Source organism: Campylobacterota bacterium (assembly GCA_020633995.1).
Taxonomy (GTDB): Bacteria; Babelota; Babeliae; order Babelales; family RVW-14; genus JACKCO01.
The window spans coordinates 240,657-265,099 of record JACKCO010000003.1; the positions used below are offsets into that span (position 1 = coordinate 240,657).

The 24,443-nt window shown below is 41.0% G+C and carries 23 protein-coding genes and 2 tRNA genes; 17 read left to right on the forward strand and 8 right to left on the reverse strand.

What is annotated here, in order from left to right:
- Positions 1-68: 68 nt before the first annotated feature.
- Both H6679_00875 and H6679_00880 read left to right on the forward strand, forming a co-directional pair.
- Complete coding sequence (locus H6679_00875; protein MCB9492808.1) at positions 69-1,739, forward strand: hypothetical protein; 1,671 nt, start codon at positions 69-71, stop codon at positions 1,737-1,739.
- Positions 1,740-1,859: 120 nt separating this feature from the next.
- Positions 1,860-1,936: transfer RNA gene (locus H6679_00880), tRNA-Met, on the forward strand.
- A 12-nt stretch (positions 1,937-1,948) separates the two neighbouring features.
- Here H6679_00880 and truB read toward each other — a convergent pair.
- Positions 1,949-2,692, reverse strand: a complete 744-nt coding sequence (gene truB, locus H6679_00885; GenBank protein ID MCB9492809.1) for a tRNA pseudouridine(55) synthase TruB — start codon at positions 2,690-2,692, stop codon at positions 1,949-1,951.
- Between the two features lie 81 nt (positions 2,693-2,773).
- Here truB and H6679_00890 point away from each other — a divergent pair, with 81 nt between their 5' ends.
- Together H6679_00890 and H6679_00895 are read left to right on the forward strand one after the other, a co-directional pair.
- Entirely contained in the window at positions 2,774-3,586 is an 813-nt protein-coding gene (locus tag H6679_00890; protein ID MCB9492810.1) for a hypothetical protein, read from the forward strand.
- A gap of 12 nt (positions 3,587-3,598) precedes the next feature.
- Positions 3,599-3,910: a cation transporter gene (locus H6679_00895; GenBank protein ID MCB9492811.1), complete on the forward strand. Its 312-nt coding sequence runs from the start codon at positions 3,599-3,601 to the stop codon at positions 3,908-3,910.
- A 134-nt stretch (positions 3,911-4,044) separates the two neighbouring features.
- Here H6679_00895 and H6679_00900 read toward each other — a convergent pair whose 3' ends face one another.
- Positions 4,045-4,632, reverse strand: a complete 588-nt coding sequence (locus H6679_00900) for a hypothetical protein (protein ID MCB9492812.1) — start codon at positions 4,630-4,632, stop codon at positions 4,045-4,047.
- Positions 4,633-4,831: 199 nt separating this feature from the next.
- Between H6679_00900 and H6679_00905 the strand changes: the two genes are divergently transcribed.
- From H6679_00905 to H6679_00940, 8 genes are all read left to right on the forward strand, one after another.
- Positions 4,832-6,181, forward strand: coding sequence for an ankyrin repeat domain-containing protein (locus tag H6679_00905; GenBank protein ID MCB9492813.1), 1,350 nt, complete (start codon positions 4,832-4,834; stop codon positions 6,179-6,181).
- Between the two features lie 126 nt (positions 6,182-6,307).
- Positions 6,308-8,197: an ABC-F family ATP-binding cassette domain-containing protein gene (locus tag H6679_00910; protein ID MCB9492814.1), complete on the forward strand. Its 1,890-nt coding sequence runs from the start codon at positions 6,308-6,310 to the stop codon at positions 8,195-8,197.
- 139 nt (positions 8,198-8,336) lie between these two features.
- Entirely contained in the window at positions 8,337-10,247 is a 1,911-nt protein-coding gene (locus H6679_00915; GenBank protein ID MCB9492815.1) for a hypothetical protein, read from the forward strand.
- Between the two features lie 156 nt (positions 10,248-10,403).
- Positions 10,404-10,829, forward strand: a complete 426-nt coding sequence (locus tag H6679_00920) for a hypothetical protein (GenBank protein ID MCB9492816.1) — start codon at positions 10,404-10,406, stop codon at positions 10,827-10,829.
- A 24-nt stretch (positions 10,830-10,853) separates the two neighbouring features.
- The gene (locus tag H6679_00925) at positions 10,854-11,549 is read left to right on the forward strand and encodes a DUF1669 domain-containing protein (GenBank protein MCB9492817.1); all 696 of its coding nucleotides are present in this window, start codon (positions 10,854-10,856) and stop codon (positions 11,547-11,549) included.
- An 89-nt stretch (positions 11,550-11,638) separates the two neighbouring features.
- Positions 11,639-12,574 (forward strand): hypothetical protein, encoded by a 936-nt coding sequence (locus H6679_00930; protein MCB9492818.1) that lies wholly within the window; start codon positions 11,639-11,641, stop codon positions 12,572-12,574.
- On the forward strand, positions 12,571-12,984 hold the full coding sequence (locus tag H6679_00935) for a hypothetical protein (GenBank protein MCB9492819.1): 414 nt from the start codon (positions 12,571-12,573) through the stop codon (positions 12,982-12,984). Before H6679_00930 ends, H6679_00935 begins: the two co-directional genes overlap by 4 nt.
- A gap of 33 nt (positions 12,985-13,017) precedes the next feature.
- Positions 13,018-13,974, forward strand: coding sequence for a DHH family phosphoesterase (locus tag H6679_00940; protein MCB9492820.1), 957 nt, complete (start codon positions 13,018-13,020; stop codon positions 13,972-13,974).
- 178 nt (positions 13,975-14,152) lie between these two features.
- Here the strand turns inward: H6679_00940 and trxB are convergent, their stop codons facing one another.
- Complete coding sequence (gene trxB / locus H6679_00945; protein ID MCB9492821.1) at positions 14,153-15,091, reverse strand: thioredoxin-disulfide reductase; 939 nt, start codon at positions 15,089-15,091, stop codon at positions 14,153-14,155.
- A 132-nt stretch (positions 15,092-15,223) separates the two neighbouring features.
- Here trxB and H6679_00950 point away from each other — a divergent pair, with 132 nt between their 5' ends.
- From H6679_00950 to H6679_00970, 5 genes are all read left to right on the forward strand, one after another.
- Positions 15,224-15,808, forward strand: coding sequence for a peroxiredoxin (locus H6679_00950; GenBank protein ID MCB9492822.1), 585 nt, complete (start codon positions 15,224-15,226; stop codon positions 15,806-15,808).
- Positions 15,809-15,864: 56 nt separating this feature from the next.
- Positions 15,865-16,554, forward strand: coding sequence for a hypothetical protein (locus tag H6679_00955; protein MCB9492823.1), 690 nt, complete (start codon positions 15,865-15,867; stop codon positions 16,552-16,554).
- A gap of 45 nt (positions 16,555-16,599) precedes the next feature.
- Positions 16,600-17,184, forward strand: coding sequence for a hypothetical protein (locus H6679_00960; protein ID MCB9492824.1), 585 nt, complete (start codon positions 16,600-16,602; stop codon positions 17,182-17,184).
- 72 nt (positions 17,185-17,256) lie between these two features.
- A complete protein-coding gene (locus H6679_00965; protein MCB9492825.1) occupies positions 17,257-17,697 on the forward strand; it encodes a hypothetical protein in 441 nt (146 codons plus the stop codon).
- Positions 17,698-17,782: 85 nt separating this feature from the next.
- Positions 17,783-18,283 (forward strand): hypothetical protein, encoded by a 501-nt coding sequence (locus tag H6679_00970; GenBank protein ID MCB9492826.1) that lies wholly within the window; start codon positions 17,783-17,785, stop codon positions 18,281-18,283.
- Here the strand turns inward: H6679_00970 and H6679_00975 are convergent.
- The 5 genes from H6679_00975 to H6679_00995 all read right to left on the reverse strand — a co-directional run bounded on the left by H6679_00975 (position 18,269) and on the right by H6679_00995 (position 24,211).
- Positions 18,269-19,213, reverse strand: a complete 945-nt coding sequence (locus tag H6679_00975) for an alpha/beta fold hydrolase (protein MCB9492827.1) — start codon at positions 19,211-19,213, stop codon at positions 18,269-18,271. The genes H6679_00970 and H6679_00975 overlap by 15 nt on opposite strands.
- Positions 19,210-19,581 (reverse strand): HIT domain-containing protein, encoded by a 372-nt coding sequence (locus tag H6679_00980; GenBank protein MCB9492828.1) that lies wholly within the window; start codon positions 19,579-19,581, stop codon positions 19,210-19,212. The genes H6679_00975 and H6679_00980 overlap by 4 nt, the downstream gene beginning before the upstream one ends.
- Before the next feature lie 33 nt (positions 19,582-19,614).
- Positions 19,615-19,701 (reverse strand) — tRNA-Leu (locus H6679_00985).
- Positions 19,702-19,804: 103 nt separating this feature from the next.
- Positions 19,805-21,316 carry a macro domain-containing protein gene (locus tag H6679_00990; protein MCB9492829.1) on the reverse strand — a complete coding sequence of 504 codons (1,512 nt, stop codon included), beginning with the start codon at positions 21,314-21,316 and terminating at the stop codon, positions 19,805-19,807.
- A 63-nt stretch (positions 21,317-21,379) separates the two neighbouring features.
- Positions 21,380-24,211, reverse strand: a complete 2,832-nt coding sequence (locus tag H6679_00995) for a hypothetical protein (GenBank protein MCB9492830.1) — start codon at positions 24,209-24,211, stop codon at positions 21,380-21,382.
- Positions 24,212-24,443: the final 232 nt, after the last annotated feature.

The following is a 24,443-nucleotide window of genomic DNA, read 5'->3' on the forward strand; positions in this document are numbered from 1 at the left end:
TACTCGAAAAATTATTATTCTCAATATACCGATCTCACAAGGTTCATGTAAAAAAGGGAGAAAATTTTATGAGAAAAATAATGCTACTGGCAAGTATCATAACACTGTTTTTTGCCTGTCCACTACAGGCAACAGAAAAAGATCATAATGATCCCAACACAGAAGAGCTCCAAAAAATAGAGTTGTGGAAAAAACTTCAAGTGGCACTACAACCATCAGTCCAACACTCCCCAACAGCTCTTGGCAAGTTAACCGATCGAGGCACCAAGCAACTGGACTACCTAACGCTTGCAGTGCTCCTGGCAAGCGCACACACAAAACCAGACGGTCAAATAATGAGTATGCTGGATGTTGTAGGACAAAACTTAATCGACAAACGCTTTCTACCCAGCCTTGTGGTTAACAATCCTTGGCTTGCGGCAAAAGAAATTCAACGCTATTTCTTACACACTGATTTTGGCCAAAACAAACCTACATGCGTAGCACAAAAATCAAAAGAGGATATTTTTACCGGCATACTGAGAGAAGTTTTTGCGTCAGTATCATGTACAAAATACACCAATACCTATAATCGCTACATCAATCCAAAAGTTTGCTTCACCCCAGACGGGCAATATCTGGCTATGAAATACAGCGTTCAACAATATGACCCAACAACAAATAAGAGTTTTCAAGAACGCGTAAGGTTTGTCATAGTCGAAACCAAAGAAGAAAACGAACATCCATTTATCCCCGTCAATGTTGCCAAGGACGTGTGCAATCTAAAAATAGCAAGCCTAACCTACGATGGACAATATTTAGTTTTCACCAATAAAAATGAAATACTTTTTTACAGCACAGAAAACTTATCAATCTGGCGAAGATTGGATATTGATAAATTTAATTGGAGTAAAAAACATACCTTCGAAAACGAAATTACCCACGTTATCCATGACCCAAAGAGCAAAAAGATCATTATCGCCTCAGGTGATAATGATATCACTATCATGACCACCCAGCATCCACCACTCACGCAGACAGGTGGCGTAATCTCTGCAATAAGACTTTTTGACGTCGCATCATTTACTGCTGATGGCCGAATCCGTCATGACCAAATTTATTTGGGTGGGGATGGGCAGAGCGTTCTAACTCAATGCAGTAACCGCGATCTAAAAAAACTCGACTTCGGCGGGGAGCCTGAATATGCAATTGGACCAGTCTCATATTTCCCTGGGGAACCGGGACACTCAGAACCCAAAAGCTTTAACATACAACCACTACACTTCACTTTGATTGAGCAAGGCAACAAAAGGCACATTTACAATCTCGCTGGACAATTAATTGCAACGGCTGATACCCCACCAGGAGAGTACACGCTGACACAAATTGCATCTGAACTCTATGGCCGCTGTTTTCTCGTACATTACGGTGATGATATCACCCCAGCATCGTTGTACAACCAAGACGGTCAAAAACTTTCAAAGCTTCAACATAACGGCTGCCTAAGAGATATTGCCTTTAGCCCATGCTGCACCTACATTTTAACCGTAAGCAACAAAAACACCGTGTATCTGTGGACATGGTATGGGGATCTTATTCGAACCTGGCAACTTGATAAAGAAGAGGCGGCTCTAGCCGTAGCAATTAGCCCTACCAATGAGCACTTTGCTGTTATCACGGAACGCTCTGTCATCTTTTACCCATTCATTGGCAAACTGCGCCCAACCATACAAAACTACTTCAACGCCATAAAAAAATAGCATGTAAGCTGAGAAATATATTTGACAATCATGTACTTTACTCTATACTTATGATTACAAGTTGACAGGTAGAAAAAAATAAATAACTTTTCAATTTGTAAAAAAATATTCAGAAGTAGACGCGGGGTAGAGCAGCCTGGTAGCTCGTTGGGCTCATAACCCAAAGGTCGCTGGTTCAAATCCAGCCCCCGCAACCAAATTTCTCTGCTCTAAATTTCTAGATTTTTCACTACACTATTTTCGATATCTGCAACTGACTTGAGGTCATCAAGATTAGTTGAGCGTTCAACGCTCAAATTTCCTATTTTCAGCCTGTCAAGCACATGTGCCGCTGCATGCAATCCTAGCTGCTGAGCGATATCATCAACGAGTGCCCGGATATAGGTGCCTTTCGAAACCCGAGCGACAAGCTCAAAATATGAGTCTTTTACGCTCAACAATTTCACTTCGTAAAGCATAACTACGCGTGCTTTTTGGTAGGCAATGTTGCCTAATTCTTCCTGCGACATTTTTTGACCGCGCGCAAGCTCGTGCATGCGTTGCCCCTGATATTTCATGGCTGAATAAACGGGCGGTACCTGCTTGTATTGCTGCCCCAACTGATCAATTGCTTGTTGCAACTGCTGCGCCGTCACATATGAACAATCCTTGTCTTCAAGTACTACACCCTCACAATCAAGCGTTGTGGTTAGCTGACCAAGTTTTGCCCTTACCTGATACGTCTTATCTTTGCCACTCAGCAATTCAAGTTGCTTAGTAAACGATCTGCCTATGGCTATAATCATCAACCCCGAAGCAAACGGATCGAGCGTACCCGCGTGGCCAATCCTTACCTTTTTGCCAAGTTCTGGCCGAACAAGTTTTTTTATCTTTCTGATGCAATCGTACGATGTACAGCCTACCGGTTTGTTGACGGGCAAAAAACCAGTGAGTTTTTCATTTTCATTTGTCATAAGAGTCACTAGACTGAGAAATATACAATAAGTAATTGAAGTTATTTTTATGCCCACTTTAAGATAAAGAAAATAGGAAAAATGAAAACCAGGATGTTACTTCCACTGCTTTTTTTATTTTTTTCACCCTTATGGCTTAACGCCCATCGCCCAACATTTGCTCGTTACCCTCAAACTATTTGGGACAAAGGAATTAAACAAAAATGCCAAACCTTACATATCCAACAACGAGACCGCAGCACGTCCATCCTCGCCTATGAAACTTGGTATGGCATAAACGAATCTACAACACTGCTGCTTGTTGCTCCACTCGTTTTTGATCGTAGGCATGGCCATGGGCATAACTCGAACTTAGGCAACATTCGCACACTCATTAAACACCGCTTCTACAAAAAAGACTGGAAGGGGCACAGTGTTCAAGCCTCATTGCTTGGCGGGTTTATTTTACCTACCAACACAGAACGTAATGCAACGCGCCCATTTTTTCGTACCGGTGGCTTCAACCTCATTGCGACGGGAGTTTACGAATCGCCTCACTGGTATTTTTATTCGACACTTGAAGCTGATCTCTATTCACAAAAAAGTCAGGCTAAACAGAGCAATCTTGCTGACTGGAGCTTGGTCGTTTTTTATCGCCCAGTTCCTGTACAATTTGATCAACCCGACTGGGCCGTTGCCTGGGAAACCAATGTAATTGTGCAAGACAAGGAGCGCTCTAAACAAGAAAAAATAATCAACACTGGTGGCTATGTACTATTTGCAGGTCCAACGTTTGGTATGGCGTATGAAAATATTTTTTTAAAAGGTGGCATGCAGGTACCACTTGTGCAAAGCTGGAATAGCAAGTCAAATTTTGATTTTCGTCTTGCACTGGTTGCAGCTATCGATTTTTAAGGAGACCAAATAATGAAAAAACTGTATGTCCTTTTTTCTTTACTCCTACTCTCAAATTTCCCACTTCACGGAGTCATCAGAAAAATGACCATGCGTGTTGATGGTATGACCTGTTCGCTGTGTGCTCAAGGACTAAAGAGTAAACTAAAAAAACTCACATTCCTTAAAAAGATCGAAAAAATTAACGTGAAAGATGGAATTGTCACCATCACACTCAAAAAGAAAAACGAATTAACACGAGATGAACTGAGCAAGCAAATGCGTACTCTTGTCCAAAAAGCCGGATTTACTTTTGTAGATATTACTGAAATTGAGGAAAAATAATTTGGGTGTTAGCCTGAATCCTACGAAACATAAATCACACGGTCAGTCATATTCATATATGGGACGGCGCCGTTGCCAGGATTGATTGGAGCTGTTACTTAGATACAGCCTGGACTTTTATCACTTTCAATATCTCACTTCTCATAGAAGCATCCATCATTAAAGTGATACCCCATATGCTTACCATCAACGACCCCCTCTAGGCATAATGCACCCTTGGGAAAAACAAGATTTGTTAACACTCGATCCACATTTATCTCTCTAAGCTTTATTCCTCTCATAGAAGAATATATGGCAATAACATATGCTCTCCCATTCTGTTGATCATCACGACAACCAACAATAGCAATACCATGCTTACACTCACTAATAACGGCATCAAGTATCGTACAATCAGTCCTAAAAAAATTCATAGGGTTTTCTCTTTCCTTGTTGGAATCTAAACAAAACAAACAAATTTTATGATCTCCTACCGCAAGTAACATCGTCTCGTCGCTGCTAAGCTTAAAAAAGTTCACATCTTCTTCTTCATCAAAATAATGCTCGTACTTTTTTTCAGTCTTACTATCTTCATTGCGATAAGTAATCTTCACTTCCCTATTGCAATACTCAACATGAGAGCTTGCAACATTTTTTAGGCGGGTCTCGCTACCGAAACTACTGCCAACAAAAACGAGCGCATACACCAACAAAACAGGCATCAAATACTTTGTTTTCTTCATAACTTGCTTTCTCCATTAGCAAAACAACGCTTCCATAAAAAAACAGATCGTTTGTTTATAACTTTTTTTAAAGAAAATACAAGTGGTTAAGGACAAGCATAAACATGCGCAAGAAAGCCCGCACTCTAGACAAAGAGAGGCAAAATTTGGTACAAATTAACTCTCGAAATTTTTCTAACCTGTTATCACTTGGGGATCGATGAATAAAAAAAGAAACGTTATCACACTGAGCATCATTCTTTTAATAACAATTTTCAGCACCGAACTTAAATCCGCCGAAGGCCCATATATCTGCAGGATTGTCAGCAGCCAAACGGAACAAATCTGTTTTGACAGTGCCCTCATTAGTGATATTTGGTCACTAATGCAGGAGTTTAATAAGGACAAGGCAGAAAGATTAAAACCCCTAACCTTTTTTTTTAGTAAGATAGTGCCTTGCCAAAAATTTTTAGAAAACTTTGGCAGTAACACCTTCGTAGACAAAAACAACAACCTTACAATGCATAGGCCTCTTGACTTCCCATTCAGTTCTCGAGAAGAGCTCTCCAAGGATCTACAAAATGATTTGAAGAGTATTCCCCACAACGAAACCCTACCAATAGAAGACAAAATCTACTTTTTTAAAAAAATGGTACCATTTATAATCTCCCATAATCTAATTTCACACGAACAAATTCACGACGCTATCTTTTCACTCTTTAACTCCCTAAAAATCGGAAATACTTTAGCTAAAACAATTGTTGATTTTGTTTGCTCCGGAGTATGTTCTATTTTTTACATCATTCAAAACGATAACCAAGTTGCAAGAATTTATGACCTTCTATCATCAAATAAATCAGATGAGTCAGAGGAAATAGAAGAGCATGCACGTGGTTCTCTCTATGGCATGCTATGGACTTTGAACAGCCATCTTCGCTTGCCTCTTTTTCTACGCATACCACCACCCTGCTTGACGCAAGAAGGCACAACTCTTTTCATGCAAGGGTACATCTATTCGGTTCAAAGGGCAGGATACCCTTCTTCTGTTTTTGCAAACCTTGCACAAGCTCAACACGTAATAAACCGCTGTGATGAGTTACGTACAATACTGCAAGCAGGCAATCTATCTGAAAAACTATTGAGCAGCGCCATCAAAGAAGGAGTCAACATCAACATGTTCGATAGCCACGGCATGACGTTACTTCACTACGCAGCTCAAGGCGGCCATCTTAAAGCAATCAAATTACTCCTTAAATATGGAGCCAACGTCGATGCAGTAACAGTTTGGCATAGAATGACACCACTACACCTTGCAGCTAAAACAAAGTACCTCTATTCTGCGCAACTACTTGTAGCAAATGGAGCTAGCGTCAATGCTAAAATGCATTTTGGTACCACACCTTTGCACGAAGCAGCACAGGAAGGCAACATCGCTATGATTTTATTTTTACTCACATCAGGAGCCAACAAAAACTCTTTAACTCGATACCGACAAACGCCACTTATGCTTGCTCAAAAAAGTCCAGACACAACTCATGCGGTTATCAATATTTTGTTAAATGCTGGCTAACAATCAACCAAATATTTTTACTCATATATCGGTTTCTGCTGTCATTTTTCCCCATTTATCAAATACATGCTACACTTGAGACGTCTTATTTTTGATTAATAATATTTTAACCATGTGTAATGTACTATGATTCTTGGCAATGATATCTGCCTTTCGTTCGGGACCAGGGCACTTTTTGACAACCTTGCATTCTCATTTTCAAAAACTGATAAAATCGGTTTTGTTGGGCGTAATGGAGCGGGAAAATCAACACTGCTAAAAGTTATTGCCGGCAGGCAAGCTCTAGACAAAGGCGGCGTGAGCATTGAAAAAGATAAACATGTTGCCTACATGCCACAAGAAATGGTACTTGAATCAACAAAATCAATTCTTGAAGAGACTTTTTCAGCATTTGAGCGGGTTTACAAACTTCAAAAAGAAATCGACTCAATTGAGCAACAACTTGGCGATGCAGACGAACATATGCTCGAGCGATACGCACATTTGCAACATGAAATGGCTGACTACAATATTGCAGATCTTGAACAACAAGCAAAAAAAGTACTTCAAGGCCTTGGTTTTTCACCCGATGGTTGGGACAAGCCTGTTAACCAACTCAGCGTTGGCTGGAAGATGCGCGTTGTACTCGCAAAGCTTTTACTACAAGACGCTGATTTTTATTTATTTGACGAGCCCACTAACCACTTAGATATTTTTGCAAAAGACTGGTTCTTAGATTTTTTAAAACACGCACCATTTGGCTTTTTACTCGTCACACACGATCGCTATTGCCTTGACTATGTTTGCCAAGATATTTTTCACATCGATCGAGGCAAAGGCAAACTTTACCGCGGAAACTACAGCTCGTTTCTGGGGCAACAAGAGCATGAACAAGAACTGCTTGAAAAGGCTTACGCCACCCAACAAAAAGAAATTGCTCAAAAAAAGAGAACTGCTGAACGATTTCGCGCTAAAGCCACAAAAGCAAAAATGGCACAAGGCCTGCTGCGCTCAATTGAAAAGATGGAAATAATCGAGCTCGAGCAAAAACAAGGAACCATCAAGCTCAACTTTGGGCACATTCCACGTGCAGGCAAAACAGTACTCAAAGTTAAAGATGTCTCAAAGCGATTTGGCGACCAAACAGTTTTTAAAAACATTTCTTTTGATGTCGACCGTGGGCAAAAAGTTGCCCTTGTAGCAGCTAACGGTGTTGGAAAAACAACGCTGCTCAATGTTGTTACCGGCAAATATCCACTCGAGTATGGCTCATTTGAGTTTGGCTACAACGTAACGCATGCCTTGTTTGAGCAAGATCAAGACCTAGTACTCGACAAAAAAAAGACAATCCTTGAAGAGGCTGAAAGCGCCTGTCAAACATCACAAGCTCACGCTCAAGTACGAACATTTCTCGGCACATTTTTATTTCCTGGAGATGATGTACACAAAAAAATTGGTGTCCTGAGTGGTGGTGAAAAAAATCGTGTGGCCATGGTTAAAGTTCTGCTACAACATGCAAATTTTCTTATTTTGGACGAGCCAACTAATCACCTTGATCTCCAGTCAAAAGAAATTTTGCTCACCGCTTTGCAACAATTTTCAGGAACCATTCTTTTTGTTTCTCACGACCGTACCTTTTTAAACGAGTTAGCAACGGTCATTGTTGAACTTACACCTACTAAAGCACTGACCTACCAAGGCAACTACGACTCGTTTTTACACCAAAAAGAAATGACCCAACCAAAAGCATCAACGTCAGAGAAAAAAGCAACTCCCAAGCAAAAAGAACACACACAACAAAAGAAGCAACAATCGAGTAAGCAAGCGTACGAACTTAATAAAAAAATTAACAACCTTGAGAGCAAAATTGATCGATACGAACAAGAGCTCAGCCAACTATATGAGCAACTCGGCCTTTACGACTACTCTTCAACTACCTACCAAGAAACCATGGAAAAAATAGAGGAGATAAAAAACCAACATAGCGACGCACTCACGCAGTGGGAGGCGCTACATGCCCAACTAGGCGACAAATAAGAACAATTGAAAACCGTACATACCCTAAAAGACCTTAAACCGGCAGCTTTGGTCACAATGCTTGCTATAAAAAAGATTGTTATTATAATACCACGTTACATGGAATTTTTTTATTTAACCCCCAAATGAAAGGTCTTTTATGACATATTCTTCTTTGCATAAAGTTGGATTGTTTGCCCTCATGATTCTTGGGCTGAGTCCAGTCCATGCTAAAGCACCTCAACCTGTAAAACCAAAACCAACTCAGGAAATGATTCTCCGCATTCCTGCATCGTACTTTGAAAAAATTGAACTTCAAAAAGATGATGACCGAGCGCTTCCTGGCCTTGAGTGGACCGAGCAAGACCACTTGGCAGCAACGTTGCTTACCTACAGTGCCGATCATGGTAAAAACGACGTGCTCTCAGAGCATGCTTCAGATGAATTAAATCTTGTTGCAGGCAAACCTGAGTGTCCTCAAATGAGTCTTGCAAACCGCATTGGCCGATACGTTAACACCATCTATGGACACGAAGCAATGCGCTACTTGCTTACCCACCCTCTCAATAACAAGCAAGAACAAAAACTGCTTAACCGTCAAAAATTTGTTCAACGCCTTGCCCAAAGCCCTGAGTTGTTGACAGAGTTTGAAAACGTTTTTCAACCAATTGCGCAACAGCAGGAAGATATGCTGATTTTATGGTCCCTTTCAAATCCATTTAACAGCAGAACTGATGCTTTGACCAACTTTACCAACATGACCGGATCATCAAACTCTGCTACCACTATTGAAGGTATCCGTACCGCAATGTTGCTTAGCTTAAGCGCCGCAACCGGAGTTTTTATCGGTTATGGAGCGAAATGTGGATACGACGTAATTCAAGACCACTTTCAAGGTAAAGATTTCAATGGAAAAAATGGCGCATGGGGCGCTGCCTCATTTGCTAGTGCAGGACTGCTTATTTGGAAAGTATGGCCTGGACTGATTGCTCAAGAGCGCTTGAACAAAAGCATGCAAGAGCTGATGATCAGCGTTGCAAACACTATTAATTCAGCACAAGAAGTAAATGAGCTGCTCAAAAAAGTTCCTAGTGCTGTCGACGCACTTGAATATCATAACGACCTCGTTTCATTTGCTGAAAATAGCGACAAGCTCAGCAAAGAAATGCGCTTTCTACTCAAAGAACTTAACACCTCAACATTTAAAAATAACGCCTCTTACTTCTCCTTTATGGGCCGTGTTCGTGTTGCTTATGAGCGTGCAACAAGACTTAAAGAGCAACTTGTTCCTCTCCTTAAGTCAATCGGTGAAATTGATGCATACATCAGCGTTGCACGTATGATTCGCACTCATGACGAAAATGATGCACGTTACTGCTTTACAACATTCGTCACAGAAGAGTGTCCACGCCTTGAAGTAGAAAAAGTGTGGAACCCGGTTGTACACTCGGACAAAATTATTCCTGAAGATGTTAAGCTTGGTTCAGGTAAAGATGCCGTTGCAAACATCTTGCTTACTGGTCCACACGGTGGTGGTAAGTCTACATTCATGCGTGAGCTTGCATACACCGTACTCCTTTCACAGGTTTTTGGTGTAGCACCTGCAACTGCATGTACCATGACCGTCTTCAACTCACTCAACACTTACATGGACATTAAAGACAACGCTGAAGAAGGCATGTCAACATTCATGGTTGAAGGTGATCGTGCTGATGAACTCAAGCGCCGTCTGCGCCGCTTGCATGATGACCATTTTGGCTTCACCATCATGGACGAAGGATTTAAAGGAACCATGGAAGCTGAAGCATCAAAACTCTTGATCAAATTTGGTCAAAAGATTGGAAACATCACTGAAAGTATTTGTATCTTAGCAACTCACTTTGTTGAGCCTGCAATTGAACTCGAAACCGGTGAAGATTCACGCTTCAAAAACTTTCATATGAAAACCGATGAATATTCACCAGGTCGCTTTAAACGTTACTTTAAACTTATTAAAGGACGTTGTGACTGGTGGTTTAACGATCCCGCAAAACGTGGTCGTTACGTCAAATGGCTGCAAACATCAGTCTAGACGGCATCAACTTCCCCCAAAAGAGGCTGCATTTCTGCAGCCTCTTTTTTTTGCTCTATCTTACTTAAACCACGCACCACAGGCCATTTTACAAGATCCCCCCTATTTGATATAATTACAATTAGGATTAATACGATGCATTAATGGAGGTTTTTTATGAAGCACGTAAGGCACTATGCAATCACACTATTCATATTATTTTCATGCCTTGTATCTGCTATAAGCGCCTTAGAGCGAAAGCGCTCACTCGAACATGATGACCATTGGCAAGAGCGACGTATTGGGCGCGTTATAGAAGTGGAAGACAATGGTCAAGACAAAGCATTTGCTTCTGGCGGACTAAATTTTCAAGATTCTAACTTACTTGACAGCGTTGAAGACTATAATGAGCAATACCTAATAGTACGACACGCCAATAGCCTTAACGTATACAACTCACGGGTACTTCAACCACCACTCATTAAATGTAAAGACTGCGAAATCCTTGGCAAATTGATTAGTGTTGCATTCGTTCTAAAGCCAAACAACATTTGCGTGACATGGGAAAAAGGAAAAAAAACTATCGACCTAACAAAGGTTTAAATTTAAAAAAATGAGAATGGAATAATGAAAATAAAAATAAATCAAAAAAAACTCTCTTTCTTATCATTGATTATTCTGTTGCCCACTATCGCATGGCCGCACTCATGCAACGCTATGCTAACATTAAGAAAGCCAACGCTCCCAAATTTTCCATACTTCCCACAACATGGTATACAACAAAAATTTGGTCGCTCCCATCCACCTATACACCAATACAAGCATCAATTGTATAAGCCCCATTCTCAGTCAGTACACACTAAGGTATACTTTAGCCCCGATCGAGATGAGAAACATTTTAAAGCCATCAAGCACTGCATTGATAATTCGACTAGCTCAATTAAGGCAGCTCTTTTCATCATCACCGACGAACCTATTACACAGGCTTTATGTGACGCGCAAAAGCGCGGCGCAAAAGTAGAGCTCATTGTTGATAAAAGCAGCGTAAAACACAGCAGGCCTATGTTATCAACATTAAAAAATTCAGGTGTAGACGTATCACTCTACGATAACATAGCACTCAATAAAGCCTTTATGCATCACAAGTTTGCAGTATTTGATGACAAAACAGTCGTTAGTGGATCTGCAAACTGGACACACCGCGCTCGCAAAGAAAACGAAGAAAATGTTATAATCAGCAAAGGGAAGCGCCTGTGCCAACAATTTCTCGAACAATTTGAACGAATAAAAAAATACACAAGACAATACAAAGAACCAACCTAAAAACCAATTTGAAAACAAATCAAAAAATTTCTATACTGTTGCGCATGCCTTTATCATAAAAGACAAAAAACTTAAGATCTAAGATTCTTATGTTCTCACGAAAAAAAATTGTAATATTTTTGCTTACTTTCTCTTGTTTTCATGTAGCTCACACAGCAGAGCGTAATCTTTTTTTGCTTTTTCAAGACCAAAAAGGACTTGCACTTCACGCCAATCTAGCGTTTCAACTTTTTGTTGATGATACCACACCACTAAAAAAAGACTCTTCTCAAGAAGAGGGCCAACTCAAAGCACTCATAGAATTTTTGAAAGAAGAAAATGCACTCCGCCAGGACGGGCATACATCTTTAACAGTTGCAACCAGCAAGGGGACTATCAATAACGTAAAAACAGCTATAGCCAAAAGTTATGACAGAAAGCGTGCTTTAAATCCATTTGTCATTGAACATGAAAACTACTTTTACACTCCTGTAGGCTACGCCTTTAAAAAAGATGAAACTCGTGAACATCATCAAAAAAAGCCTGTGCTGTACAACATTATGTCAAACTATCTAGCACTAACCTACACTCCGCTGATGCTTGCACTCAAAGCTGGAAAATTTGACATCGTACATTTTTTGCTCGATCAAGAAGAAACAAATGTCAACGTAATCACAAATGACAACACAACCGCTTTGTACATGGCAATTAGCATGCCTGTTCAAGCAACGCTACCACAAATACAATGTAAAGGCCAAAATGCCCACAGGGTAATTACACCAACCTTTCCTGACTGGCAAACAAAGGTAACAATTATCAAACACATGCTACAGCGACCAGATATTAATCCAAACATTTCAGACGCTCAAGGCTTTTCGCCATTATATTTTGCAGCTTTAAGGACTGTTAGGCTTGGCGAGGGAAGAGAAGTTTTCAACGCACTTTTCAACCATGAGAAAACAAATACCAATACCGTTGCACCACCTACAGCAGATCGCAACATTGTCAACTTCATTCATAGCCACAAACCAGAGAAATCCTTATGAACAAACGTTTTTTATTTCCAGTCGTCTTTGCTTTTTTCACCTTTTCTCCTATTCATCCTATAAATGATGATCATGACTTTGAACGCTTAAAGCAATTGGCACAAACAAGAGATCATAATAACTCAGAAGAAATTATGAACAAGCTTATGAGTAACCCTACTCTCATGGATAAACTCATACAAAATCCTGGCGTCTTATATTTAGTGGTTTCAAAGTGTTTAAAAAATCCAGCCTTTCTCAGTCTCTATATGAAAACACTAGGAATTCCAACGCACCCTACAAGGGTATACCCAATTTACTATCAAGAACAAAAAATTGAGCTACCCAAAGAAACAAAAAAGAAAAAAGACAAAAAAGGCTCGAAGGAAAAAAAACACCACGTTGTCGTGTCCCTAGAAAACCAACCATAACGACAGTGTGCACTTCCAATAGAAAGGCAGTAAATGACTAAAAAAAATCACCGCAATCAAGACGATGTCAACCGTGCATGGTCTATGATACAAGAAGCACAAAAAGTGACGCTTCTCACACACTACCGACCGGATGGTGACGGCATTTCTGCATGTGCAGCACTCTCTCGACTTCTCGAAAAAAATAACAAAACCATTGAAACAATTTACCCAAGCAAGCCAGACCTTGCATACAAGCGACACGGCGCTAACATAAAAATTAATGAGCACACCCAGATGCCTGACCTAATTATTGCCTGTGACACCGCAAATTATGATCGACTTTATTATCCTGAAGAATTTAAAAACGTTCGGCTTATAAATATCGACCACCACGTGAGCAACTCAATTAATGGCTCTATAAATTTTATTAACGCTCGTGCAGCAAGCACCTGCGACGAACTGTTTGACCTGATAGAAGCGTGGGCACCGAATATGCTTGATAAAGATATTGCAGAATGCCTTTTGATGGGCATTTTGTATGACACACAAGTTTTTTACATCCAGTCAACCAATGCGCAAACACTACGTCGTGCAGCAACCCTTATGGACTTAGGCGCAAATCTGTATGAACTAGAAAATGAACTACTCTCACACCAAAGCCCAACCATCATAAAATTGTGGGCTGAGGTCATGAGCTCCATCAACCTATCAAGCGATGGCAAAATTGTCTGGACGAGCATCGCCCAGGATCAACTAAAGAAACACAACTTAACCCTAAGCTCGCTAGCGGGCTTTCATAACTTTCTGGCCCAAATTTGTGGCGTTGACGTGATTGCACTGTTTTATGAAACCGAGGACGGAAAAACTAAAGCCTCACTTCGCTCAAAACATACTGACGTTAACTTACTGGCAAAACATTTTGGCGGTGGTGGCCACAAGCATGCAGCTGGCATCATGTTTGACAAAAAGCCAGATGAAGCGACTAAAGAGTTTCTTGCAGTAATGTAAAAAACTCATCTAACTCATACTCAGTCCTTGAAGGGTTTGTCTCGAGTTAGGACGTCATTCCCGATCGGCGTCGGGAATGACAATTTTTTTTGTAAGCTAACTTCACACTAGTAACCCTCCTGGTCACCAGTAGTATTCTCAGAATTTTGAACACCCCTGAAAGCTTGTATCAAAAAAACTACGTTTTCTTTGTTTCAGCTTCTTTTTTACCTAGAAAGCTAATCGCATCAAGTGCAGCCATACAGCCTGTTCCAGCTGAGGTAATTGCTTGACGATACTTTGCATCCGCAACATCACCAGCGGCAAACACACCTTCTTTGCTCGTTTGTGTTTCGCCCGTTAACTTGATGTAACCCCAGTCATCGAGTTCAATAAATTCTTTAAATGGTCCTGTGTTAGGATTGAACCCAATGGCGATAAACACACCATCAGTTGGCACTTCTTTTGTTTCTTTAGTTTTTTGGTCTTGCACTACAACACCGGTCACACGCTGACCGTCACCTTTAATTTCTGTCACGGTTGAGCTGTAGATAAACTCAACTTTAGGGTGATCAAGTACTTTATATTTGATCGGATCTTTAGCCGTCAACTCGTCAAGAATGTGAATGATCGTAATTTTTTTTGCAAACTTGGTAAGGTGCTCAGCCTCAGTCACTGCGGTATCTCCGCCACCAACGATGACGACCTCACGGTCTTGATAAAACGGTGCATCACACGTTGCACACGTAGCAACACCTTTTGCCCAATATTCTTTTTCTCCCGGACAACCAAGCAGCTTGTTTGATGAACCAGTTGAAATAATGACCGACTCAGCTTCAACTTCTGTTTTGTTGTCAATAGTTAACTTAAACGGATAGCTGTCAAAATCAACCTTCGTCACTTGCCCTTGCGCAAACTTAACACCGTACTTTTCTGCATGCTTACGTATACGCTCCATCAAATCCGGACCTAAAATTGACTCGTCCCCTGGCCAATTTTCGACTGATGTTGTTGTTGTCAGCGCCCCTCCTGGCTGATTACCATCAATAATTAATGTGTCATACTTTGCACGAGCAGCATACAAACCGGCAGTCAAACCAGCAGGCCCAGAACCAATAATTACCAAATTGTATTTCATAGCAACCCTTATTTTCAAAACTCACAAACACAGCCTCAAGACGGTTTGCACGAAGTTCTTTTTGTTCTACACTAAAGATTTAGAAAGTACTTTAGTATAACCACCTTTTAGTGTTAAAGGAACCTACAAATCATGATCAAAATTGGAACAAAAGCCCCTGATTTTACATGCGAAGCAGCCGTCGAAAACCAAATTAAAACCGTCAGCCTTCAAGACTTTCACAACAAACATAAACTCCTTTTTTTCTATCCACTCGACTTCACATTTGTCTGCCCAACCGAACTGCACGCGCTCAACGACAACCTAGATGAGTTCAAAAAGCGTGGCATTCAACTCCTTGGAGCATCCGTTGATTCAGTTTACTCTCATCTTTCTTGGCTACGCACACCAAAAAGTATGGGTGGTATTCAGGGCATTGCATACCCACTCCTTTCAGACCTGACAAAAAATATTGCACGTGAATATGGCGTACTCAACGAAGAACAAGGCGTTGCCCTGCGCGGTGTATTTTTGATAGATAAAAATAACATCATCCAGCATGCCTCTATCAACAACTTGCCACTTGGCAGAAATGTTGATGAAATTCTGCGTACCTGTGATGCACTCCTACACTTTGAACAAAATGGACAAGTGTGCCCAGCAAACTGGACCCCTGGCAAACCTGCAATGCAAGCAACTGAACAAGGTGTTCGCGAGTACTTCAAAGAAAGCGTTTAAAAAAGAGGCGGTAGATAAACCGCCCTTTTTTTTAGCACATGGAGAAAGGATGAATTATGTATTTCAAGCTATGTTTATATTTTTTCGCTGTAACAACAACATGCCTACATGTACTCACGGCTGCTGAGCAAGGCGAAACTATTGATATTGATGGACTTGATTTTTCATATCAAACGCTCAGCAACGTCAAACAAACAAACACATGGAAAAATCCGGTTCTGCTCACTATCAATCAGTCAAAACTCTTTAGCCTCGACAATCCTTGCTCAAGCGAAATAACTTTTATCAAACAAAACATAAATTTCTTGCTCGTTGCAACTGAAACCAAAGTATATGTCTGGAACATCAATACAATTAATCAGACGCATCAGCTTAAAAATTACGGTTCTTGCAACCCAAATAAACCTCAAATACTTTCACACAATCCTACGTTTGTTAAAGTATTTGACCTAGAAAAAATCTTGAAAAAAGACACGGGAAGAATGCCAACTTTTCAGCAATTAGTAATGCACCAAGGTGAAGTGTTTTTTGCGTTAAAAACTTCCTGCCTTTGGATCATCATACACATCGCTGCCTTTTTCCAAAATCGAAACTGTCTATACCTTTGTCGCGAAGGCTGTTGCAGCCTTAAAAGCATTGTCTTTCCAAGTGATGATGACAACCTTTTGCGCATACAAAAAGGCGAACCTCCCATTGAAATGTTTACATACCTGGACAGGCTGCCACTCATACCTTACCCTTTATAAAAATCTTTTTATCTTTACCTGCCCCCTTCAAAAGAAAGGAAACATGTGACCTATCCCAAAAAACCAATAGCCACATTTTTTGTTGCTACAGTTTTGAGTGTCACACTCTTTGCTGCTGAGAACGAATTTGTTGAAAAAGAAGGCCAAGCCCCACTTTCATTTTTAGAATATATCCAGAAGTTACCAACCGCCTGCTTTTGCAATGATTCTTTCAAAGAAAAATTTCTTAGCGAAAAGGCAACGTCTTGGATAGAGCTCGATAGCGAACCCTTTGCTGCCGATCTCCAAAGTGGCAGAACTCTTGCGCTATGGCACTTATGTGACGCTCAACTCGAACAGGCTAAAAAACTTTTTAACGCTCTCCCTGACGACGATAAATTTTATGTTTTTTTATGTTGTGGCCGCCTACGAGAAAGATTAAAAAATCCGTTCTTGCTAAAAACACAGATAATTTCTGCTGATTATCACTTTGAAGCTATACTTTTTTCTATCGAGACAGACATCGCCACTCGCATTAAAAAACTATATGCGTGGGGCTATGAAAATCATGTGAAAAGATGGATGACCGAACTACAAAACCTAGTAAAAGAACTTGAGCAATCTAAAAAAAGTTCTGTTGAGACATTGTAAAAATATTATATCTGATTATCCTTTCTAATCCGTAATTCTTAACTTACTAACACCAAACAAAGGTGAGCAACAATGATAATCAGATGTATCTTTTCAGCACTCGTATTTTTTGCAACAATCAGTCAGCTTAATGCTGCAGAGGCTCGAACCGTAAATTTCGGTGACATCACAGTCTCTCAGGTTAATGGGACAACATCGTTTAAAATCAATGCAAACGCAAAGAAATTTGATGTACCCACGGGAATAATCCTCGGCAAAGAAATAAAAGGTGCTGTAATCAGCTCGGACGAAAAATGTGTATTAATTTTCACCGAACAAGAAGCAGTTGTTTGGAGCCTTGAACATCTTCTAGCCGATGGCGATACTACAAAATGCATACGCACTACAAAACTTAATATCACGGACGCCTATTTTACAAAAGGTAGCAGTCAAATAGGCATTAATTACGGTAGTGGTAAAAAAAGCATGACCTCTAAAACAGTAAAAATAAAACAATCATCTCTGTCGGAATAGATAAGGGCTACATGTACGCCCCCCGTTTACTTTAAACACACTAGCTGTTTAACACACTTCTTGCAAACTTAGGATTATTTTACCCGTGAAGACAAATAAACTATTATCCCGTGCATTCTTGATCGTCGCCTTCATACTTTCTGCCAACATAGGCCAAACAACAGCAACGTTACCGACTTATCGCTGGATCCTTCATGAAGACGACCAAATGACATTAAATGTAATATTCGAAAAAGGTTTTAACTCTACCCTCGTAGCACTCTCAAGTGATTGCATCGCTCCAATTAAAGATATTCAAGCGAGTGCAAGCAGAAAATATTTACTCATCATAACCGATGTGGAACTTATATTTTGGGATCTGGAAGAAGTGTACACAACTAAAGAAAATAAACCCAACGCACTAACACTCACTCCAGAACATAAAAGATGCTATTTTAGAATTTCATTCTTTAATCAAAAGCAAGAATGGAAAATTGAATTAGCCAAAAACCGCGACGACCTCCGTGTAGAAAAAGGGAAGTTTACTGCTTCATACAACATTCCCCAGATTATTACACTAAAAAAACTCAGTCTACCGGGAATTTAGCGCTCGGGTAACAAACTTTGTTACCTTTTTTTTATATAGATCACCTTTGTACATACTCAAGCAACCATGGCGACATGACGGTCCAACCCAAAGTTTGCACTTTTCCTGGTCGCTACTCGCCCAGAGCTTAAGCGCGCTGCTTGGTGAAATCATTGAATCAACACAAGAGTGAATAAACAACATAGGCTGCTTAATTTTTTTGACGCTACGTGTCATTTCCATCTCGTGCAAATCACATTGCGCAAAAAAGTGAAACATCATGCGTGTCATCGTAAAAAATGGATACAAAGGCAGACCAGACATACGTGCAAACCCCTTCATAACTGTCGCGTTTAGGCTTGCATACGTTGAATCGATAACTAAAACATTACACATATTTGAGCTACTCTCAGCTGCTTTAAGCGCTGCAGCACCACCCATAGAAACACCTAGCACAATCAGTGGCAGTTCTTTGCCACTCTGCTTTGCTTCCTGCTTTACGTAGTCAACAGCGGCAAGTACATCCTTATACTCATGACAACCAATGGTTGTAATACTTCCTTCACTCTGCCCATGCGCACGAAAATCAAAAGAAATCATATTCCATTCAGGAAAAAGCTCCAAAAAGGTATACATAAACTCTTTACTGCCTCGATAACCATGACACAAAAGCATAGTCGCCTTTGCATTCTCACGCTTGAGGTGAAAGCCGGTTAGCAGCTGTCCATCCTGATTTTTAAATGTAAACTGCTTCATATTTGGCCGCTTAAGCAGCTCATCACGAATTTCTTGTGCAACAATTTTGTGGCTTTTACCATCATGCAAAATGCGCTCTTCGGTAAACGTCAACTTACCCAACGCAAGGTACGAAACGATTGGGCAAACAACAAAAAAGAATACACCAACTATACCAGCCCCCCACCAGACGGCTGGATGTATACGTCTTTTCACAGCTGCAGCCCACCTTCCTGATAAAGATTTTTGCCCGCTAAGAAATGAAAATGTAGGTGAAACACACTCTGTCCTGCAGATGCACCATTATTTGAAACCAGATTAAATCCCTTATTGCCAATTTTTTTGCCCAAATCACGCGCTACACGCATAATTTCCCAACTTATTTGAGAATCGTGGTCCGCCAAATGTGCAACACTTTCAACATGTTGTTTGGGAAGAATCAAATAGTGAATAGGTGCTTTTGGCGCTATATCTGGAATAACAAGCACATGCTCATTCTCAAAAACTGGACTACTAGGAATTTCTTTTGTAATAATTTTACAAAAAATGCAGTCTGTGGCCACTGCCTTGCCTTTCTCAATCATGGTTTTAAGTCTAATCTGCAGATAAAAAAAATATGGTGCCGAAGGTCGGACTCGAACCGACACAGTATCGCTACCGCGGGATTTTGAGTCCCGTGCGTCTACCAATTTCGCCACTTCGGCACATCAAAATGATGCATATATGCTTTTAGAGCGCACTATAATGGTACCAAAATGGCTCTAAAGGTCAAGAAAATGCCCTAAAAAAACAACTCTCAGATGCAAACTATTTAAATATACCTTGCATCTGATCTTTATAGAGATTAGCAGCAGGCCCATCGTTAAAGATAACAAAGTATATCTTTTTAACTTTATCCGCTCCGTTAGCGTTAATCCAGTCCTTGATCGCGTTAAGCGCTACTGGAGTTGCCTCACTAATGTTATATCCGTAATTATTTGTACTAATTGGTACAAATGCAATTTCTGCAATATCTTTTTGTGCAGCTAGAGCTAACGAATTTTGATACGCATCTATCAATTTTTGCTCACGATCGGAATCGGTCCCATGTGGCCCAACAGTGTGAATAATGTTATCCACAACACCATTCCTAGAAAGCCCAAAAGCGGGGCTCCATTTTGCCTTCCCAACATCGCAATGACCAGCATTGTTTTGTGAATTGTATGCAACCAACTCTGAACTTTCTGCAGCACTATGAATTGCTCCATCAATACCCCCTCCACCAGCTAGTGTAGGTTTTGCAGCATTAACAATGGCAGCTGTCGCTGGGTTATCAAACTTCATTGTCACCATATTGCCTTTAATCAACACCAGCTGAACACCGTTATAGATAAAGGGTTTATCGAATACCTCTTCGTTTTTGTCAACCGGCCCCTTTCCAGGCACTGGTCCACTTCCACCGCCATTGCTCTTGGCTTTTCTACCATTTAGCTTCTCCAAGCGTGTAAGCAAATCCTGCTCAAGGCCACAGCCCTTTGCATAATCAACAATTGAACCTGAACGACCTGCTACCGGCCTGTTCACACTGATGTCGTCAAACTTTTCAATTAATCGAAGTTTCCTGTCTACTTTGGACAAATCTGTTTCTCCTACTACTATCCGGAGTGGAGCCTTTGAACTTTCAATGTGCTGATACAACTGCTCAACCAAATCATTTTTACCATCTGCACGAAAATCTTCTATCAAACGCTTAAGCATGTATGCAGCCTCTGCAAGCGCAATAAAAAGTACAGGTTTGTTATCACGCTTCTTGCTTGCCATACGCAAAACACGAGCAAGAGCATAACAGTCTTGCGCAACATGACGCTTCCAATAATCTTTTTCTGGATGATTGCACGCTGCAGCAATCATCGAGCATGCTGTGCTCAATGCAACCAAACTATAGTCATGCACACCAGTAGCAATCCACTGATCGTCTTTTACATCCATTTGCTTATCAGGATCACCTTTAAGTCCATTGATTAAACAAAAAAGCACGTCAAAACCTGCGCACACGCCATGCCCTATAGCATGTCTACCATCAATATCCTTATCACCATCAGAATAATTGCACAGCGCCAAAACATTGTACGCTGCGTGCAAACCATGCGCGAGAGCATACTCTTTACGACATTGCTCTGCTGGTTTTTCCTCTTGCTCAAGCGCTGCACGAAACTCTGCAATACCGGCAAGACCAGCTGCTGCAACTTCAGCAAACTCCAATGTTGAGTGTTGGGCATTAAGGCTAGGCAAGCTAGCAACACAGAAAATCGCTACTACTAAAAAACTATTTTTCTTCATATTTTTTCATCCTAAATTTTTTGCTGTTCAGCTCAAGAAAGACTTTATTCTCACTTTTTTACTCTAAAGTCTTTTGTACCCATTCGCGTACCCTTCGTACGTACCCCCTAGATATCCAACCAAAGCTTTTAATCTACCTTCTTGAGCAAACCAACTAGCAGCGTCATATTGCTGCCGTGAGAAAATTTGCAAAGTGATATCAAGCCCTTTGTTAGCAGCTTCACGAACAGCTTGATCAATAGCATCAACAACCCACTCTATTTTGTTGCCAAACACACCACCACCAACAAGCGTTAGATAAACTTTTTGCTTGCCGTGGGCAACGGCACTTTGCAGCGTCCCACGATAAGCAGCAAGCAACAAAATACGTGCAAGATTTTCGTACCCCTTGTCGTCTTTATTGAGTCCCGTCATGTTCAACGTTGCAGTAAATACTTGGTTTATTTTCTGCTCATGCTCAAGCCTTGCAGCCTTATAAGCGCTAAAGTCACCTTTTTCTGACAACTCAGAACGCATTGGCCCTAGACCACCACTCACGTGAATGTCACGATGCATACCAACACAGACAGTGTCGGCATAGTTGCTGATTTGCTCGGGGGTCAGTTTGGCAAGCTCTGCCAGATACTCAGGAGCAACAGACTGAACATAACCGTTGGCAACTGCAATATCGACACCCAAACCCTTTTTCATTGCTTTGATTAAGCCATCAAGAAAGTTAACCTGTTTTTCTTCCTGTCCGTAATACTGCTTGCCATCAGCTTCGTGCGGCATCAAGTACATGCGATGGATCAAACCAGGCATAGCAGAAAGCGCTGCGGCCTCACCCTGCACATACATTCCTTTACCCAAGTACGGCTCAATACCTGCAGCTGGGCTGCCACTACCTTCAAGACCGTTAAAGTTTGATGCTACCTGAAAAACTGCATCGTTGTTTACAGGGCTTGCTTGCAATGCACCAATGTCAAACTTATAGCGATAGTCATGCTGGTCAGGAATATCAAAACTTTCAATCACACTAAACCGCGACTGGTTACCTGTAAAATCTGTCTTCAGTTGCCCAACAGATTCTACTGAAAACGTACCAGGGCTAAACATCTTTGCGCCCTGATAAAAAATACCTTTGTCCATAAGTGCTTGACGCTCTTCATGACTTTTTTCAGAAAAATCTTGTTCACTCACGCCGGTGACGCACATAAAAGGATCAAATTGCTCTCGTTGATCATTTACTGGCTCATGGCGTTTTTTCCATTCGACATACACATTCCACAGCTCTTTACATTTCTCATTTCCTTGAATTCTTTGAACCTCAGCATCAGTTAAACGCTCACCTTTTGCAAGGAGAACCTTAAAACGCAAAAGCTCTTCCCTTACCCCCCACGGGTAATTTTTTTGATTCTTCAGGGCTCGCTTGTAATGCGTTATCACTCCATCATTTTTATAAGTATGAAAACATCCATATGAATCAGTTTTCTGGTACTGAAACTCACCAAACTTCATACGACGACCATGCCAATCGCGATAGCAATCCTCTCCCATGCGTTTTTCCGACAACGCTGCTGCAAGAGCAACATTGATATGATCATCGCTCTGTTCATCATAATTTTGCACACTCCTTACTAACGCCCAATATACCCTTTCATACTTGCCCCAGTGAGTGCTACGGACGCCCCCTGCATAAGTTTGCTTGTCCCAGTCAGTTTTATGACCATTCCCAACCAAAAACTCTACAATCTTTGGCTGGCGCTGCCAAATGGCTTTATGTAAAAGCGTTACCGGACAAAATCCAGTAGAAAAACTCCCCTCATACCCATAAGTAGAATCTTTTTCAAGAAGCTTTTCGAGTCTCAAATCGTGACTCCAATTGTATTGTTCTTGCCCGAGATAGGTCAAAACATCGTTATCATTTTTTTCAACTGCTGTGCGCAAGGCATAAACAATATTTGATTCGTTCCACTCAAAGTTAAGCTTTTTCAAAAGCTTCGTTCGCTGTACGGGCAACTTTTTAACAATCGTTGCAAAAACATCAAATCCATATTTCAACTTAAAATCAAGCTTGGGTTTGACGGTATCTGCAAGTACATCAAATCTATCAATTTCTATAGCACGCCCAACAAGACGCTGAGCGATGCCAGTAGCCTGCGCTGCACCAAACCAATGCGTTATAGCCTTTTTATCATCACCATTAAGTGCTTGCTCAAATTCAAAATCTATGTCGCCTGACTGCGCTCTTACAACCTCAATTAACCAGTAACAACTTGCCATCGTCATAGCAGCTGTAAGCGCAACATATTTTATGTCACCCTGATTATCAACCAACTCACGCAAACTGCGCGCCAAGGTGTATCCAGACTGAACAATGGCGCGAGCCCTGCTGTGTTTGTAGGGAGATGAAAACAATACATCACTAACAGCTAACACACCACTTGCAACAGAAAGAACGGTATTATGCCACTGGGTTACTTCCTCACCATAATCAATCACTGGAGCGTTAGACTGAGAAGAAGTTGATACTTCCTGCTGGCCAACCGGTTCTTGACGAGCTGCCTGAACCATGTGCTTACAAAATTGCACAAGATCATAGGAAGCAATCATCCCGTCATTGTAAACCGAAATTTTGTAGTCACGATCTCCCAAAAAACGATTACATAGACGCGCTGCATGATGCGCAAGGCGGCCTGCATCGCGAACAAGCTTACACGATGGACTATCAGGCCCTTTTATCAACACCCAGCCGTCAGTTGACGCTTCAAGCAGCGCACCAGCAAGCTGTAAATAATCGAAGTTGGAGACGGTACCATCTCCCTGTGCATTTACCTTTGCGGAGTGTCCCGAAAATAACCCACTACACAAGATAATGGTACAAAGAATGTAACGAGTAAACTTATAGGTCTTCATATGGCTTATATCCTCAAAAATAGATAGTAACTAACAAGACCAAACAGTCTTTGCTATTTTCATTTCTTGCTTATTGTAATCAAAAACTCGTCATGCCGGCTCGCAGGCCGACATCAAAGGTGACTACTCAGGCAGAAGCTCAATCTTTAAAAAAATGGACTCCGGGTCAAGCCCGGAGTGACGAGCTTATGTCTACCCAAAGTACAAGTTGTGTTAATCTCACAATAAAAAA